This is a genomic window from Micromonospora sp. KLBMP9576, from assembly GCF_050941805.1.
Taxonomy (GTDB): Bacteria; Actinomycetota; Actinomycetes; order Mycobacteriales; family Micromonosporaceae; genus Micromonospora.
Window position 1 is genome coordinate 3,997,001 of the sequence record NZ_CP194567.1, and the last position, 14,424, is coordinate 4,011,424.

9 protein-coding genes are annotated in these 14,424 nt (G+C 75.4%); 1 reads left to right on the forward strand and 8 read right to left on the reverse strand.

Going from position 1 to position 14,424, the window contains the following annotated elements:
• Window positions 1–57: 57 nt before the first annotated feature.
• The 6 genes from ACQ452_RS17590 to ACQ452_RS17615 all read right to left on the reverse strand — a co-directional run bounded on the left by ACQ452_RS17590 (window position 58) and on the right by ACQ452_RS17615 (window position 10,373).
• Entirely contained in the window at window positions 58–2,982 is a 2,925-nt protein-coding gene (locus tag ACQ452_RS17590) for an ABC transporter permease subunit (protein ID WP_433385898.1), read from the reverse strand.
• Window positions 2,979–5,114 (reverse strand): ABC transporter ATP-binding protein, encoded by a 2,136-nt coding sequence (locus ACQ452_RS17595; RefSeq protein ID WP_433385901.1) that lies wholly within the window; start codon window positions 5,112–5,114, stop codon window positions 2,979–2,981. Before ACQ452_RS17595 ends, ACQ452_RS17590 begins: the two co-directional genes overlap by 4 nt.
• A complete protein-coding gene (locus ACQ452_RS17600) occupies window positions 5,101–6,459 on the reverse strand; it encodes a hypothetical protein (RefSeq protein ID WP_433385904.1) in 1,359 nt (452 codons plus the stop codon). The genes ACQ452_RS17595 and ACQ452_RS17600 overlap by 14 nt, the downstream gene beginning before the upstream one ends.
• The gene (locus tag ACQ452_RS17605) at window positions 6,456–7,649 is read right to left on the reverse strand and encodes a hypothetical protein (protein WP_433385907.1); all 1,194 of its coding nucleotides are present in this window, start codon (window positions 7,647–7,649) and stop codon (window positions 6,456–6,458) included. Before ACQ452_RS17605 ends, ACQ452_RS17600 begins: the two co-directional genes overlap by 4 nt.
• On the reverse strand, window positions 7,646–8,674 hold the full coding sequence (locus ACQ452_RS17610; RefSeq protein WP_433385910.1) for a WxL protein peptidoglycan domain-containing protein: 1,029 nt from the start codon (window positions 8,672–8,674) through the stop codon (window positions 7,646–7,648). Before ACQ452_RS17610 ends, ACQ452_RS17605 begins: the two co-directional genes overlap by 4 nt.
• 73 nt (window positions 8,675–8,747) lie before the next feature.
• Complete coding sequence (locus tag ACQ452_RS17615; protein WP_433385913.1) at window positions 8,748–10,373, reverse strand: hypothetical protein; 1,626 nt, start codon at window positions 10,371–10,373, stop codon at window positions 8,748–8,750.
• A 288-nt stretch (window positions 10,374–10,661) separates the two neighbouring features.
• Between ACQ452_RS17615 and ACQ452_RS17620 the strand changes: the two genes are divergently transcribed.
• Complete coding sequence (locus ACQ452_RS17620) at window positions 10,662–11,480, forward strand: NAD(P)-binding domain-containing protein (protein WP_433385916.1); 819 nt, start codon at window positions 10,662–10,664, stop codon at window positions 11,478–11,480.
• A 37-nt stretch (window positions 11,481–11,517) separates the two neighbouring features.
• Here the strand turns inward: ACQ452_RS17620 and ACQ452_RS17625 are convergent, their stop codons facing one another.
• Together ACQ452_RS17625 and ACQ452_RS17630 are read right to left on the reverse strand one after the other, a co-directional pair.
• The gene (locus ACQ452_RS17625; RefSeq protein WP_433385919.1) at window positions 11,518–12,930 is read right to left on the reverse strand and encodes an FAD-dependent oxidoreductase; all 1,413 of its coding nucleotides are present in this window, start codon (window positions 12,928–12,930) and stop codon (window positions 11,518–11,520) included.
• A 155-nt stretch (window positions 12,931–13,085) separates the two neighbouring features.
• A complete protein-coding gene (locus ACQ452_RS17630; protein ID WP_433385921.1) occupies window positions 13,086–14,186 on the reverse strand; it encodes an L-dopachrome tautomerase-related protein in 1,101 nt (366 codons plus the stop codon).
• Window positions 14,187–14,424: the final 238 nt, after the last annotated feature.

The window sequence follows — 14,424 nt, forward strand, 5'->3', positions numbered from 1 at the left end:
CGATCTCCTGACAGGTTCGGCGCAGGCCGGCGCGGGCAAGGGGCGGGGCGACGGGGCTCACGACGGCACCGCCGCACTCTGGACGGGCACGCCGGAGCGGTTGACGGCGGCGTGGTCGGTGCCGAGGTAGGAGCGGACCACGTCGGGGTGGGAGCGGACCTCCTGCGGGGTGCCGTCGGCGATGATCCGACCGCCGTCCATCGCGACCAGCCGGTCGGCGAGCCGGGCGAGCAGCGGCAGGTCGTGCTCGATGATGACCATGGTGACCCCGAGCTCGTCGTGGACCCGGCGCAGCACCTCGCCCAGCGCGACGCCGTCGGCCTGCGACACCCCCGACGACGGCTCGTCGAGCAGCAGCAGCGACGGTTCCAGCGCCAGCAGACAGGTGATCTCGACGATCCGGCGGGTACCGGTGGACAGCTCCCCGACCAGCCGGTCGGCGAGCGGGGCCAGACCCATCAGCGTGACGAGTTCCCCGGCCCGCCGGCGGTTGGCCCGGTCCGGGCCACCTGCGCCTAGCGCGGCGGCGACGAGGCTGGTCGGCGCGGTGCGTTCGCCGGCCACCATGACGGTCTCCAGCACCGTCAGGGTGGCGAAGAGCCGGGCGTCCTGGAACGAGCGCACCAGCCCGAGACCGGCCCGCCGTTGCGGCGACAGCCCGGTGACCGGACGGCCGGTGAACAGGACCGCGCCCCGGTCCGGGCGGGTGAAGCCGGCGACGATCTCGAACAGCGTGGTCTTGCCGGCCCCGTTCGGGCCGATGATGCCGACCACCTCGCCAGCGGCGACGTCGAGACTGGCACCGGCCACGGCCCGCACGCCCCCGTAGGAGCGGGCCACCCCGCGTACCGAGAGCAGCGGCTCGCCGGCAACCGCCGGCCGCAGCCCGACGGTGCGCGGCGGCAGCGTGATCGCGCCACCGGACCCGGCGGTGGCCGACGCGGGCCCGGCGTCCTGCCCGGCGGTGGCCGACGCGGGCGCGGCGTCCTGCCCGGCGGTGACCGACGCGGGCCCGGCGTCCTGCCCGGCGGTGACCGACGCGGGCCCGGCGTCCTGCCCGTCCGCAGGATCGGCGGCGGACGGCACCGCTGCGCCGCGGCCGCGGGCGACCAGCGCGGCGATGCGGTCACGCAGCCACAGCACCGGCCCGCCGAGCCCGGCCGGTAGCGCGATCACCACGACCAGCCAGACCAGGGTCAGCGCGGCCTGGCCGATGATGTCCAACTCGACGAACCCGGGCACACCGATGATCAGGAACGCCCCGAGCAGCGGGCCGGCCAGCAGCGTGATCCCGCCGACCACCACGGTGGCGACGACGTCGATGCTGGCCGAGGCCGGGAACGTGTTCACCGTGAGCTGGGTCTGCCCGTGGCCGATCACCGCCCCGCCGAGACCGGCCAGCGCACCCGCGACCGCGTACGCCTGCAGGACCCGCACCGGCACCGCGACGGTGAACGCCCGGGCGGCGTCGGCGTTGTCGCGCAGCGCCACCAGGATCCGCCCGAAGGCACCGGTACGCAGGTTCGCGGTGACCCACAGGCCGAGCAGCAGCGCCACCAGCGCGAGCAGGTAGTAGTCGGTGGCCAGCTCGAAGGTGTGGCCGAAGATCCGCGGCTTGGGCACCTGCGCGCCGTCGCCGAGCAGCCACCCCTGCCGCAGCAGGAACGCGCTGGTGGCGAGCGCGAAGGCGAGCGTGGTGACGGCGAGGGCGAGCCCGCGCAGGCGCAGCGCCGGCACCCCGACCGCGACCGCGGCCAGCGCCGCCGCCACGCAGCCGGCGACGATCCCCAGGAACAGGTTGCCGGTGCGCACGGAGACCTGCACCGACACCGCGGCGCCGATGCCGGCGAACGCGAACTGGCCCAGGGACAGCTCGCCGGCCACGCCGGTGACCAGCCCGATCGACAGGCCGACCAGGGTGAAGCCGATGATCGCGATGAGCACCGAGGCGCTCTCGTTGCTGATCACGAAGGCCAGCGCGGCGGCGACGGCGAAGCCCACCCCGGCGACGACCCGGCCAAGGTTGCGCAGCAGCCAGATCCGCTGGTACGCGGCGGGCAGCGGCGGTGCGCCGATCCGGCCCCAGCCGCCGTCCTCGCCGTCGCGGCGCGCGCGGACCGGCTGGGCGAGCAGCGCGACCAGGATGACCCCGACCAGTGCCAGCTCCACGAGGCCGCCGCTGGACTGCCCCGACAGCAGGATCTGCTCCCCCACCCCAATGCCCAGCGAGGCGCCGAACGCGATCGGCACGGAGGAGAACCGAGCGATCACCGCGCCGGCGAGCCCCCGTACCAGCAGGGCCGGGCCGAGCGACTCGATCGACTGGGTGCCCTGGGTCGGCGCCACGAGGATCGCCGAGAAGGCGGCCACGGCGCCCGCGATCGACCAGGCCAGGGTCGCCATCCGGGCCGCCGTGACGCCGTTGAGGGTGGCCGTGTCGGGGGCGTCGGCGGCGGCCCGGATCGCCAGCCCGAACCGGCTGCGCTTGAGGAACATGGCGAGCCCGACCAGCAGCACCGGGGTGAGCAGCAGCATCGCGGTGAACGCCGGGCCGACCGGGGTGTTGCCGACGGTGAACGACGGCATGCCGGGCGGCACCGGGAACGCCGGGCCGCTGGCCCCGGAGCTGTTGACCAGCAGGGCGAGCACGAGCACGAACTGGGACAGCCCGAGGGTGGCGATCATGCCGATCACCCGTGGCCGGTGCCGCAACCGGCGCACCACGCTCAGCTCGATCGCGGCGGATACCGCGGCGGCGGTGAGCATCCCGGCCGGCAGGGCGAGCCAGTACGGCAGCACGCCGTCACCGACCAGCCGGCCGAGCACGGCGGCGCCGAACACCCCGACCGCGCCGTGGGCGAAGTTGACGAACCGGCTGGAGCGGTAGACCAGCACCAGCCCGACGGCCAGCAGCCCGTAGGTGAGGCCGGTGAACAGGCCCAGCACGATGCGGTCCGGGCCGAAGTCGAAACCGGCGATCACCGCAGCACCGCCCCGTCCGTCGGGGCGGCCCGCGGCGCGACCTCGGCGTCGGGTGCCCGGGACGCGGGCCCGGCCTCGGGAGCCCGGGGCGCGGGCCCGGCCTCGGGAGCCCGGGACGCGGTCTCGGCGTCCGGTGCCCGGGGCGCGGGCCCGGCGGCCGCGTGGCCGCCGAGCATCAGGGCCCGGACCAGGTCCGGCCGGCCGGCCAGCTCGCCCGCGGTGTGCTCGGCGACCATCGCACCCTTCTCCATGAAATAGATCCGGTCGGCCAGCGACAGCGCCACGTTGACCGACTGCTCCACCACCAGCAGCGAGGTGCCCCGCGCGTTGAGCCGGCGCAGCATCTCCAGCAGGCCGCCGACGACGACCGGGGCCAGGCCGAGCGACAGCTCGTCGACCAGCAGCATCCGGGGGCGCTGGATCAGCGTCTTGGCGAGCACGAGCAACTGCCGCTCCCCGCCCGACAGGGTGGCGGCGACCTGGTCGCGCCGCTCGTAGAGGCGGGGGAAGACGGCGAACGCCGCGTCGACCCCCCGGTGCACCGCGTCGCTGCGCCGACCCAACGCGTAGCCGTGCATGCGCAGGTTCTCGGTGACGGTGAGCGAGCCGAACACGGCCTGCCCGACCACCGTGGACATGCCCAGTTCGATCCGGCGGGGCGCGGTCAGCGCGGTCACGTCGACCCCGCCGAGCCGGACCACCCCGGCGGCGGGGCGGTGCAGCCCGGAGAGCACCCGCAGCAGCGTGGTCTTGCCGACCCCGTTCGGGCCGCAGAGCGCCACGATCTCGCCGTCGTCGACGCGTACGGCGGCGTCGTAGAGCACCTGGACCGGACCGTACGCGGCGTCGACGCCGGAGCAGGAGAGGGCGGCCGGACGCGCGCCGCCGTGCCGTAGCCGGGCGACCTCCGCCTCGTCGGCGAGCACCCGGGCCAACCGCTCGGCGTCGGCCGGGGCGGTGCGCCGCAGCCGACGGGCGTAGCCGGCACCGGCCAGCACCGCCGCCGCGGCCACCGCCAGCGCCGGACCGGCACCGTAGCGGGCGTCGATCAGGGTGAGCAGGCCGGCGCCGCCCAGGCCACCGGCCAGTAACAGCACCGACGTCGCCGCCACGAACGCGGGGCGGGCGTCCGGGTGGAGCACCTCGGCGGCGACGCGCTCCCCCGCGACGGCGAGCGCGACCAGCGCGCCGACGGCGACGGCCAGGCCCGAGGCGAACAGCACGACGCCGGCCGCCGGGGCGGCCCCGACGCGCAGCGCGCCGGCGCAGACGAGCAACCCGGCCGGCGCCGCGAAGACGGCCAGGCGCAGTGCCCGTTCGCCGCGCAGCAGCACCGCGAGCGCGGCCCCGGCGAGCAGGGCGTCACCGACCACACCGACGGCGCCGCGCGGACCGAGGCCGAAGCGGGTGCGCAGCACGTCGGCGGCGAAGACCAACGCGCCGGGCACGACCATGCCGAGGCCGGCCTGGGCCAGCACGACGGTACGCGCGGTCGGTGGGCGGGTGGCGTTGTCGAACAGGGTACGCAGCGCCGGTGGCCACTCGGCGTCGCCCGGCAGTTCCCCGGCGGTCATCCCGGCCAGCACGCCGAGCGCCACGAGGACGCCCGCCGCCGCCCGGTGGTACCCGGACCCACCGCCGGTGCCGGCGGCGAGCAGCGCGGCCAGGCCGAGCCCGGTGAGCAGCCCCACGTGCCAGTACCGCAGGGTGCTCGTCGCGGCGGCGACCGCGCGGCCGGCCACCACCAGGACCGCCCAGGGCAACCCGAACGCGGTGAGGGCGAACAGCCCCGGCACCGGGGCGACGACGTCGACCACCAGCAGCAGCCCGGCACCCAGCCCGGCACCGGCGGGCAGCGCGACCCGTACCGGATGACGGTGCGGTACCCGCTGCACGACCGCGACGGTCGCGGCCGCGCCGACCACCGCGGCGGCGATCACCGCGGCCAGGACGCTGGTCAGGTCGACACCGAGACCCCGGGCGAGTCCCGCCGCGCCGAGCAGCGGCACCCCGGTCAGGAGGCCGCCGGCGGTGCCCGCGCCCCAGCCCGCGCCGCGGGAACGCCATGTCGCCGCGTCGTCGGGCGCGACGCCCGGCCGGGCGTTGAGGCGGGTGTTGTCATCGGGTCGCAAAGGACACGTCCTCCCCGCGGTAGGTGAAACAGGCGCAGCCGCTGTCGTAGCCGAACGCCCGGTAGCCGTTCGAGGCGGCGAACCGGCCCGCCGCGAGCCGCCCCGAGAAGCCCGTCGCCGGCTGGAACGTCGTGTCGAGCCCGCCCACCGCCGCCAGCCACCGGTGCGCGTTGAGGTCCGCGCCGAGGTCCTTCGCGCCGGCCTGCAGCAGCAGGATCGCGTCGCAGTACGGGAAGGCCACCCGCGCGTTCTCGCGGGTGCCGAACGACTCGCCCCCCGCGGCGAAGATGCCCAGGCAGGTGCGCTCGGCGTCGGTGGCGGGGAAGGCGTACTCCCGGTCGGCGACGTCCTGGCTGGGGTTGAAGCCGATGCCCACCGCCCCGGTCAGCGCCTCGCGCGGGATGATGTCCGGGTTGCCGATCAGGAAGCTCGGATTGTCGTAGCTGGAGATGCCGTAGCGGGCCGTGAAGCCCTGCGCGGTGGCCGAGGTCAGGAAGAAGGACGCCAGCCGGGTCCCGCCGAGGAAGAAGACCCGCTCGACGCGCTTGGCCCGCAGGTCGACGGCGGCCTGGTTGAGCCCCGTGTTGAGGGTGCCCAGGTCGGTGGAGTCGATCCAGGCCACGGTCGGGGTGACGCCCCGCTGCCTCAGGTACGGCACCACGTGCTGCGCGTACATCGACCGGTTGGCCGGCGCGTCCACCGCGACGATGCCCGCCTGCCGGGCCCCGTCGAAGAAGCCCTGCGCGGCCAGCGCCGGCAGGTACGCGCGCACGAAGTCGTCGTACGCGGGGTAGGCCGGGGCGAACAGGTACGGCGCGAGCCGCTCGTTCGTCGCCTGGTCGATGGTGATCAGGGTGGCGTCCAGCACCAGGGTGTGCCGCTGCGCGTAGCAGGGGCGGGCGTTGGCCTGCAACTGGCCGGTGAGCACGACCGCGAACGCCCGGTCGTCCTGGGTGATCTGGTTGCAGAGCTTCTCCTCGGCGGCGGGTGAGTCGTCGCTCGCCTCGAAGTTGCGGAACACCGCCCGTAGCCGCCGGCCGGCGATGCCGCCGTTGGCGTTGACGTGGTTCTCCAGCGCCCGCATCTGGCGCACCGGGTCGCCGGCCGAGGCGGTGTTGAACCCGGTCAGGTTCGCCGTCTTGGTCAGGTCGGTGCCGACGAAGACGACGGTGACCGTGTCGGCGGTGACGCCGGGCCCGACGCCGGTGCCGTCGGCGCTGCCCACGCCGGGCAGCACCGCGCCGCAGCTGACGAAGGCGAGGAGCGCGGCGACGGCGGCGACGGCCGCCCGGATCGTCAGGCTCCGGTCCGGACCGGTGGCGGGGATGCCGGGATCACGGCTCATCGAGGGCTCCCGAGGTGGGTGTCGAGCGCGGCCAGGTCGATCACGGCGGCGGCGGACTGGTTGCCGCCGTGGGCTCCGGCCGGCGTGGGCGGGCCAGGCCGGGCGGCGAGCACCGCGTCGAGGGCGGCGAGGTCGACGACCGCGGCCCCGGCGGCCGGCCCGGTGCCGGAGCCGTTCGGCGCTCCGGCGTCGCCGAGCAGGTCGCGCAGCGCGGCCACGCTCAGGTGGGCGCCGGCCCGCCGACGTAGCTGACCGGCGCCGGGGGCGTCGTCGAAGACGAGGTACGCCCCGAGGGAGCCGACCCGCACGACGGACGGCAGCATCGTGCCGGCCGGGGCGGCGGCCGTCGCGGGCGTCGGCGGGCGGTCGCGGCGTTCGGCGAGGCGGCGGGCGAGGCCCACGACGATCAGCGCCCCGCCGAGCAGGTGCACCACGAACAGGCCCCACGGGTATGTCCGGAGCGTCGCCTCGGCCGGTGCGAACCCGCCCAGGTCGGCCTGCACGGTGTACCGGCCGAACGCGGCGAACGGGGTGGTGACGGGCACCCGGTAGGTGCGCGTCTCGCCCGGCCGGATGCCGGTGCCGGGCGTGCTCACCCGGTCGCCGCCGCCGTCGCGGCCGACCCGGACGCTGAGGGGCGGGTCGGGCAGCGGCTGCGGCCCGGGGTTGTGCACGGTGTAGACGAGGGTCCGGGTCGCCGCCGCGCCGAACAGGCTCCGCCAGCCCTGCCGGCCGGCGATCCTCGCCTCGACCAGGTCGAGGCGGACGGGGGCGGCCGAGACCGTGGGGGTCTCCCCCGTGGCGTGCCCGGTGAGTTCCAGCGGCGCGTCGGCCTGGCCGCGCGCGGCGCCGCCGACCAGCGTGGCGTGCACGACGCACGGGCAGGGCACCGGCGGGGTGCCGAGCACGAGTTGCACCGCGAAGGTGCCGTCCGGGCGCACCGGGACGGCCAGGGCGGCCCGCGTGTCGCAGGAGGCCGATCCGCCGATGGCGAGCTGCCCGCAGGTGACGAGCTGGACCAGCGCGCCGGCGGGCCAGCCGGCGCCGGTCACCCCCAGCCGGTCGCCGGGTGCCGCCGCGGCGGCGGCGAGGATGAGCTGCTCGGCCGCCCGGGCCGGTGCGGCGGGCAGGGCCAGCCCGCAGGCCAGCCCGCACACGGCGGCGGTCAGGGCGCGCGCGATCCTGGTCATCCGACCTCCGCGTGCGCGCGGTCGTGCCGGACGCCCCGGGGGCGGGCCACCAGGGCGCGGCGGCGTCTGCGCCAGGCCACGACCCCGGCGGCGATCAGCGCGGCGAGCACGGCGAGGCCGGTCCAGGAGACCACCACGGTACGGGTGGTGCGCACCGCCAGCACGCCGCCGTCGGCCTTCGCCGTCACGGTGGCGGTGACGACGTCGACCGGCCACAGCCCGGTGAGCGGGGCACGCATCCGCGCCTCGGCGCCCGGCACCAGGTCGAGCTGTGGCGTGGCGCCCCGTTGCCGGATCCGGTGTCCGAACAGGCCGGACGCGGTGACCGTGACGGCGGGGGCGAGGCGCAGGTTGCCGGTGTTGGCCAGGGTGTATTCCAGGGCGCCGTCGACCGGCGTGGGCAGCCACGGCGTCGGGTGCGTCAGGTCCGGGTCGGCGAGGTTGAGGCCGGGCACCTCCGGCCCGGCGACCCGCAGGTAGATGCGGGCCCCGACGGCCCGCTGCACCGCGATGGCGACGCCGTTGCTCTCGCTCCGGCCGCCCGGGACGGATTCCATCGCGACGATGCCGCCGACGTGGTCGCCGGGGCTGGCGTTCGTCGGGACGGTGATGACGAACGGGATGTCGGCCTGCGCCTTGGGCGGGATCACCACGGTGCCGGCGCCGACCGCCGTCCACACCCCGATGTCCGACTGCTTCTCGTCCGACCGGCGCAGCGCGAACCCGCCGTCGCGCGCGGTGTTGTAGGCGTCCGCGCCGTACACGGTGAAGGTGCGCTCGGTGTCGGTGCGGTTGATCACCCGCACCGAGTCGGCGAGGGTCCGCCCGGCGGGTGACTCGAGGAAGAAGTAGAGCCGGGGGGTGGGCCCGGCGTTGGTCGGTGGAGTGGGTACGACGGCCCACTCGCCGTTGTCCGCTGCGGCGGCCGGCCCGACCGGGACGACGGTCAGCGCGGCGGTGGCGACAGCGGCGGCGAGGGCCGCCGCACCGGTGCGCAGGCGACGTGGCCAGAGTGGGTGACGCACGCGGTTGCACCCTTCGACTGGTCGGTGCGGGGGCGGTCGGCTCGCACCGGCCGCCCCCACCTCGAGGCGGTCCTCAGCTCAGGGTGAGCGTGAGGGTCGCGGCGTAGGTACCGGCGAGCTGGTTCGCCGGTACGGAGAGGGTCAGTCCGGCCGAGGCGTCGAAGCTGCCGCCCGTGCCGGTGGCGCTGGTCGGTGCGGAGCAGAGCGTCGCCGTGTCGACCGTGCCCGGGGTACCGGCCACCGCGGTGACCGCGTTGGTCGCGCCCGCCGTGTCGACGCAGGCCGGCGTCCAGGACAGGTTGCTCTTGGCGATGGTGCCGCCCGGGGTGCCGGTGAAGTCGGTGACCGTGCCGACGAGGCTCCACCCGAAGGTGCTGCCCCGGTGGTCGGTCACCGTGACGGCCGGCAGGTCGCCGGTCGCCGTCTGCACGGTGCCGCCGACGGTGACGCCGGAGAACGCGATGTTGCCGGTGCCGGCGGCGCGAGCCATCGACAGGTTTCCGGCGGTCACGGTCTCCGACAGGTTGTACGACAGGGTGCAGTTGCCGGTCGTGGCCGAGCCGGTCTTGGCGGTGCACGAGTCAGCCGACCCCGTCCACGCCGAGATCGCGAACAGGGCGCCGGAGAGCGCGCCGACGTACGCGGTGGTGCTGTCGCTGACGGTGTAGGTGGCGTTGATCCCACCGGTGGCGCCGGCCGTGGCCGTCGTCGCCGGGTCGCTCGTCGCGGGCGGCGGCGGGGCGCCGGTGAGCGCCTGGAAGCCGCGGATCGTGACCGTGCTGCCCGGGTTCCAGTTGGTGCCGGTGACCGTCACCACGGTGCCGGAGCCGCCACCGCCGGGGGTGATCGCGATGCTCGGCGAGCCGAGGATCGTGATCGGGACGGAGACCGTGTTGGTCCCGTCCGAGACCGCCAGGGTACGTGCTCCCGTGGTGGCGCCGCTGGGCACCGTGAGGGTGCCGGTGCCGGCGCCGGCGGCGTCCGTGGTGCCCGTGCCGGAGCCGTCGGGCGTTCCGGTGCCGTCGGGTGCGCGCAGTGTCGCGGTCAGGGCGGTGGACGGCGCGAGGCCGGTCACCGCGTAGTTGACGACGTTGCCGGCCCGGGCGTGCCCGGTCACGGTCTGGCCGGTCACCGAGGTGACCGAGACCGTGCCACCGAAGACGGTGAAGCTCTCCACGATGGAGGTCGGGACCGGTGCCGCCTTGTGGTCCCGGTCGCCCGCCGCGGAGCAGTACGTCTTGGCGATCGGGTTGTTGAGGATCACCCGGTTGACGGTCAGCGTCGCGGCTCCCGTCGTCGTTCCCGCCACGTAGGTGCCGGTGGCGGTGATCGGGCCGGTGGGGGCGTTGCCGGGGATCGGGGCGGCCGGGTAGTTGGTCTGGGTGAGAGTGACCGGGCCACTCTGCGAGCCACCCAGTGCCGCCTCCACCACGATCGGCACGTCACCCGGGTTGATCGCGACCGGGCCGTTGTTCGGGCCGGTCGCCGCGGTGAAGGTCACCGTCACGGTCTGTCCGGGGCTCGGCGTCGCCGGCGTCTGGGTGAGCCCGAACGTGTCGGCCCAGTTGGTCGGTGAGCTGCCGGTACCGGCGTCGTTGAAGTACAGCCGACAGCCCAGGTTGCCTGGGGTGGGGCCGTACGCCTGCGCGGGGGACACGCAGACCGCGGTCGCGGCGACGGCCAAGGCCGCCACACCCACCGCTGTTGCCGTTGTTCTGAGCAATCCCATTGCGGTCCCGCTCTCCTTCCTGTGGGGAACGGTGCACCCCTGGCCGCTGTTTCGCTGATGGAAACAGCGGTTTCCAAAATTGGATAGGTTTCATAAACGCAGCCGGCACGCCCTCCTGTCAATAGCCCGACAGGCGATTTGACGTCGGGCGATGCGATCGACTTCGCCGACGGCGGGGCGTCGCCGGCGGGCTCCGGCCTTGGCAGGGGGCGGGCGATGGGGCAGAGTGGGAAACAGCGTTTCCCTGAGGAGGTCCAGGTGCGTTATGTGATCATCGGTTGCGGCAACGTCGGCATGGAGCTGGCCCGTCACTGGGTCTCGGCCGGCCACCACGTGGTCGGCACCACCACCTCCCCCGAGCGGGTGCCCGAGCTGACGCCGGTCTGCACCGAGGTGGCGGTCCTGCGGGGCAGCGACCGCGCGGCCGTCGAGCGGGCCACCCGGGACGCCGACGCGGTCGTGCTCACCGTGAGCCCGCGCATCGCCCGGGCGTTCGACGCCGACCAGCGCGTCGCCGAGTACGCCGACACGCTCACCGCGTCCGCGCGTACCGCCGCCGCCGTGCACCCCCGGGTGGTCTTCACCAGTTCGGTGTCGGTCTACGGCGCCGGCCACGGCCAACTGGTCGACGAGTCCAGTCCCGTCACCGACGACCCGGACGCCTCACCGCGCAACTTCATCGCCGCCGAGGCCGCCGTGCTGGCCACCGCACGCGGCGCCGCGCTGCGGATCCCCGACGTGTACGGGCATCCGCGCGACCTCGACTATCCGACCCGGGTGAAGCTGGCCCACGAGATTCTCGGCGGCAGCGTGCCGTTCTCGGCCGAGGCCCTGCACTACCGCATCGACTACCGCGACGCCGCCGCCGCACTCGACTTCGTGGTCGGCCGCGACCTCACCGGCGTGTTCAACGTGGTGCCCGACGCGGTCGTGCCGCAGACCAACCAGACCGTCCTCGACGGGCTCTGCGCCGCCGGGGGCTGGCCCGCGCTGACCTACCGGGGCGAGATCAGGACCCCGTTCGTGCCGATCAGCTCCGGCAAGCTGCGCGCGGAGGGCTTCGCCTTCGCGCACTGAAACCGGCCCCCGGCGCACCCGGCCGGCCGGGACCGGCTCAGCTCGCGGATCGCGCCAGGTGACGCCCGACCAGCCGGCCGAACGCCATGGCCGGCGTCAGGCACATGCCGGAGCAGAACGCGTTGCCGTTGACGGCGGCGGAGCCGATCACCTCGCCGACGGCGTACAGGCCGGGGATCGTCGTGCCGTCCGCGCGGCGGACCCGCAGCGTCTCGTCCACGTCCAGGCCGGCGAACGTGATCAGGGTGACCGGATGGTTCTCCAGCGCGTAGAACGGCGGCTCGACGATCGGCGCCGGCAGGTGCGCCCGGCCGAAGTCGGCGTCCCGCCCGGCCGCGACGAAACCGTTGTAGCGGGCCACCGTGGCCGAAAGCCCCGCCGGGTCGATGCCGGCCAGCCCGGCGAGCTGCGCCAGCCCGGCCGCCCGGTGCACGCCCCGGCGTCGTCCGCAGCGGGCGTCCAGCTCGGCCGCGCTCCAGCCGTGCACCATCGGGTGCGACTCGCGCAGGGCGCGGGCGTCGAAGACCGTCCAGAAGGTCATCCGGTCGACAGTGGTCAGCACCCGCTCCTTGCGGTCGATGCTGGGCTCGTCCTCGGCGATCCAGCGCCGCCCGGCCCCGTCGACGTAGATCTCCCAGGGTGGCCGCTCCGGCGCGACCAGGTGCGGCCGGTGCACCCAGTCGACCCGGAGGTCGCCGCCGACCGGGGGCAGGCCGCCGAAGGTGGGGATGTAGCGGCCCGTGCCCTGCAGGCCGGCGCCGACCGACCGGCCCATGAGCAGGCCGTCGCCGGTCGAGGTGGGCGCCGCGGAGGTGGTCAGCGGGGCGCCCTCCAGCTCGGCGAACAGCTCCGGCGCGTAGCCGAAGCCGCCCGTGGCGAGCACCACGGTGGGCGCCCGCCACCGCGCGCCGCCGGCCGTGGCCACCCCGCACACCGCCCCGCCCTCGGTCAGCAGTTCGGTGACGCGCACCCCGCACCGCAGGTCGATGCGGCCGGCGGCCCGGTGCGCGTCGAGCATCGGACGCAGCGCGGCCAGGATCGCCGAGCCGCCGGGGACGGTGCTGGCGTGCACGGTCCGCGCCGTCCGGTACGGCTCGTGCCCGTACACGATGCGGGGGGTCTCCGGATCGACGCTGAGCCCGGCGGCGAGCAGCCACTCCAGCACCGCCGGCTGTTCGCGCAGCGTCAGCCGGGTCAGGTCCGCCCGCGCGGTGCCCCGGCTGATCCGCCAGACGTCGTCGAAGTGCCGCTCGGGGTCGTCGTCGATGCCCCGCGCCCGTTGCAGCGAGAAGCCGCCGGCGGAGAGGTGCCCGCCCGAGTAGGGCAGGGCTCCCCCGACGTCCGGCGCCTTCTCCAGCAGCAGCACGGTGCCGCCCGCGTCGGCGGCGGCGATGGCACAGGCCAGGCCACCCGGCCCGGCGCCCACAACGATCGTGGTCGGCACGCCCACCTCCGGCACCTCGGTCGCGTTTCCATGGAAGCAACAGTGTTTCCATGGAACCGGCGTGCCGTCAACTCTCCCGGGAGGCGTCGCGGTGGCGAAGTCCGCCGCGGCGCGGGCGCCGTCGACCGGCGGTGCGCCGGCGACACAGGCCGCCAGCGGGGTCAGCGCAGCAGGACCGGGCCCGCGTCGATGCGGGTCCGGAACAGGACGTACGGCCTGCGCCGCAGGTCCTGCCCGCGCTGGTACTTCGCCTGGCGGTGCAGTTGGTTGGCGGTCACGTACAGGTGCCCGTCGACGGCCACGGACATGGTGTCCGGCCACAACAGCCGCGGATCGTGGAGCACCGTCTCGTACCCGCCGTCGGGGCGGCGGCGCAGCACCGCGTCGTGCTCGTAGGAGGTCAGGTAGATCCGACCGGCGTCGTCGGTCTCCAGACCGTCCGCGCCGCCGCCCTTGTCGCCCTCGTCGCGCACCGTCGCGGCCACCTCGTCGTCGCCGACCGTGCGGTCGGCCAGCGCGTCGGTGGCGACGCTGTACCACCGCCGCGACGCCAGCGGGCAGTAGTAGAGGCGGGAGCCGTCGGCGGCGATGGCGATGCCGTCGCAGCCCATGCTCACCGGCTTCGGGGCGCTGTCGGCGGGACGCTCGAGGAACGGTCGTCCCTCGACCACCGGGCGGAACGTCTCGACCGGCTCCGCCTTCGTCGACGGATGCTCGTGCAGTCGCCGCCAGGACTCGCCGGTGGCCAGGTCGACCACGATCAGGCCGTTCGGGCCGGAGTCGGAGGAGTCGGTGACGTAGGCGACGCCGGCCCCGCCGCGGCGCAGGTCGAAGCGCACGTCGTTGAGGTACGTGCTGGGCAGCGCCACGTCGGCCGGGAAGGTGATCACCTGGGCGACGGTGTCGGTGTCCAGGTCGACCCGGACGAGTTTCGGCCCACCGGGCCGGGTGGGTTGGAACATCGGGCTGCCGGTGTCGAGCACCCAGAGCCGGTCGGCCGGGTCGACGACGACGCTCTGCACGGAGACGAACGCCCGGGCGTCGTCGTCGGCCGACGGGCTGTTCCACCGCTGGTCGGGAAACGGCACCTCCGCGCCGTCGCGCAGCTCGACCACCGTGGCGGGCACCTCGTCGCCCCACTTCGGGAAGTTGACGAAGACCCGCCCCGTGTGCGACACGCTCACGCCGGTCGGCATCGGCCCGGTGAAGGTGTGCACGACCGCCAACTCACCGACGGGCTCGTCGCTGGCCGGGGAGGTCATCGCAGCGCCCTGCGAGCGGCGGCCACGACCGTGCCCCGGGCCGGGCGCGGTACGAGATCGGCGATCCGGTCGGCGGCGCGTGCGCCGGTCGCGCCGGCGACGGGAATCCTGCTGCGCGGTGACATGTTCGTCGGCTACCCGCCACCACGGCGACGACACCTCGCGGGCGTGCCCGGGCGATCCGCCGGGGCGGTCCCCGGAGCAGGCACGGCGGCCGTCCCGCCGATCGCCTTCTGAC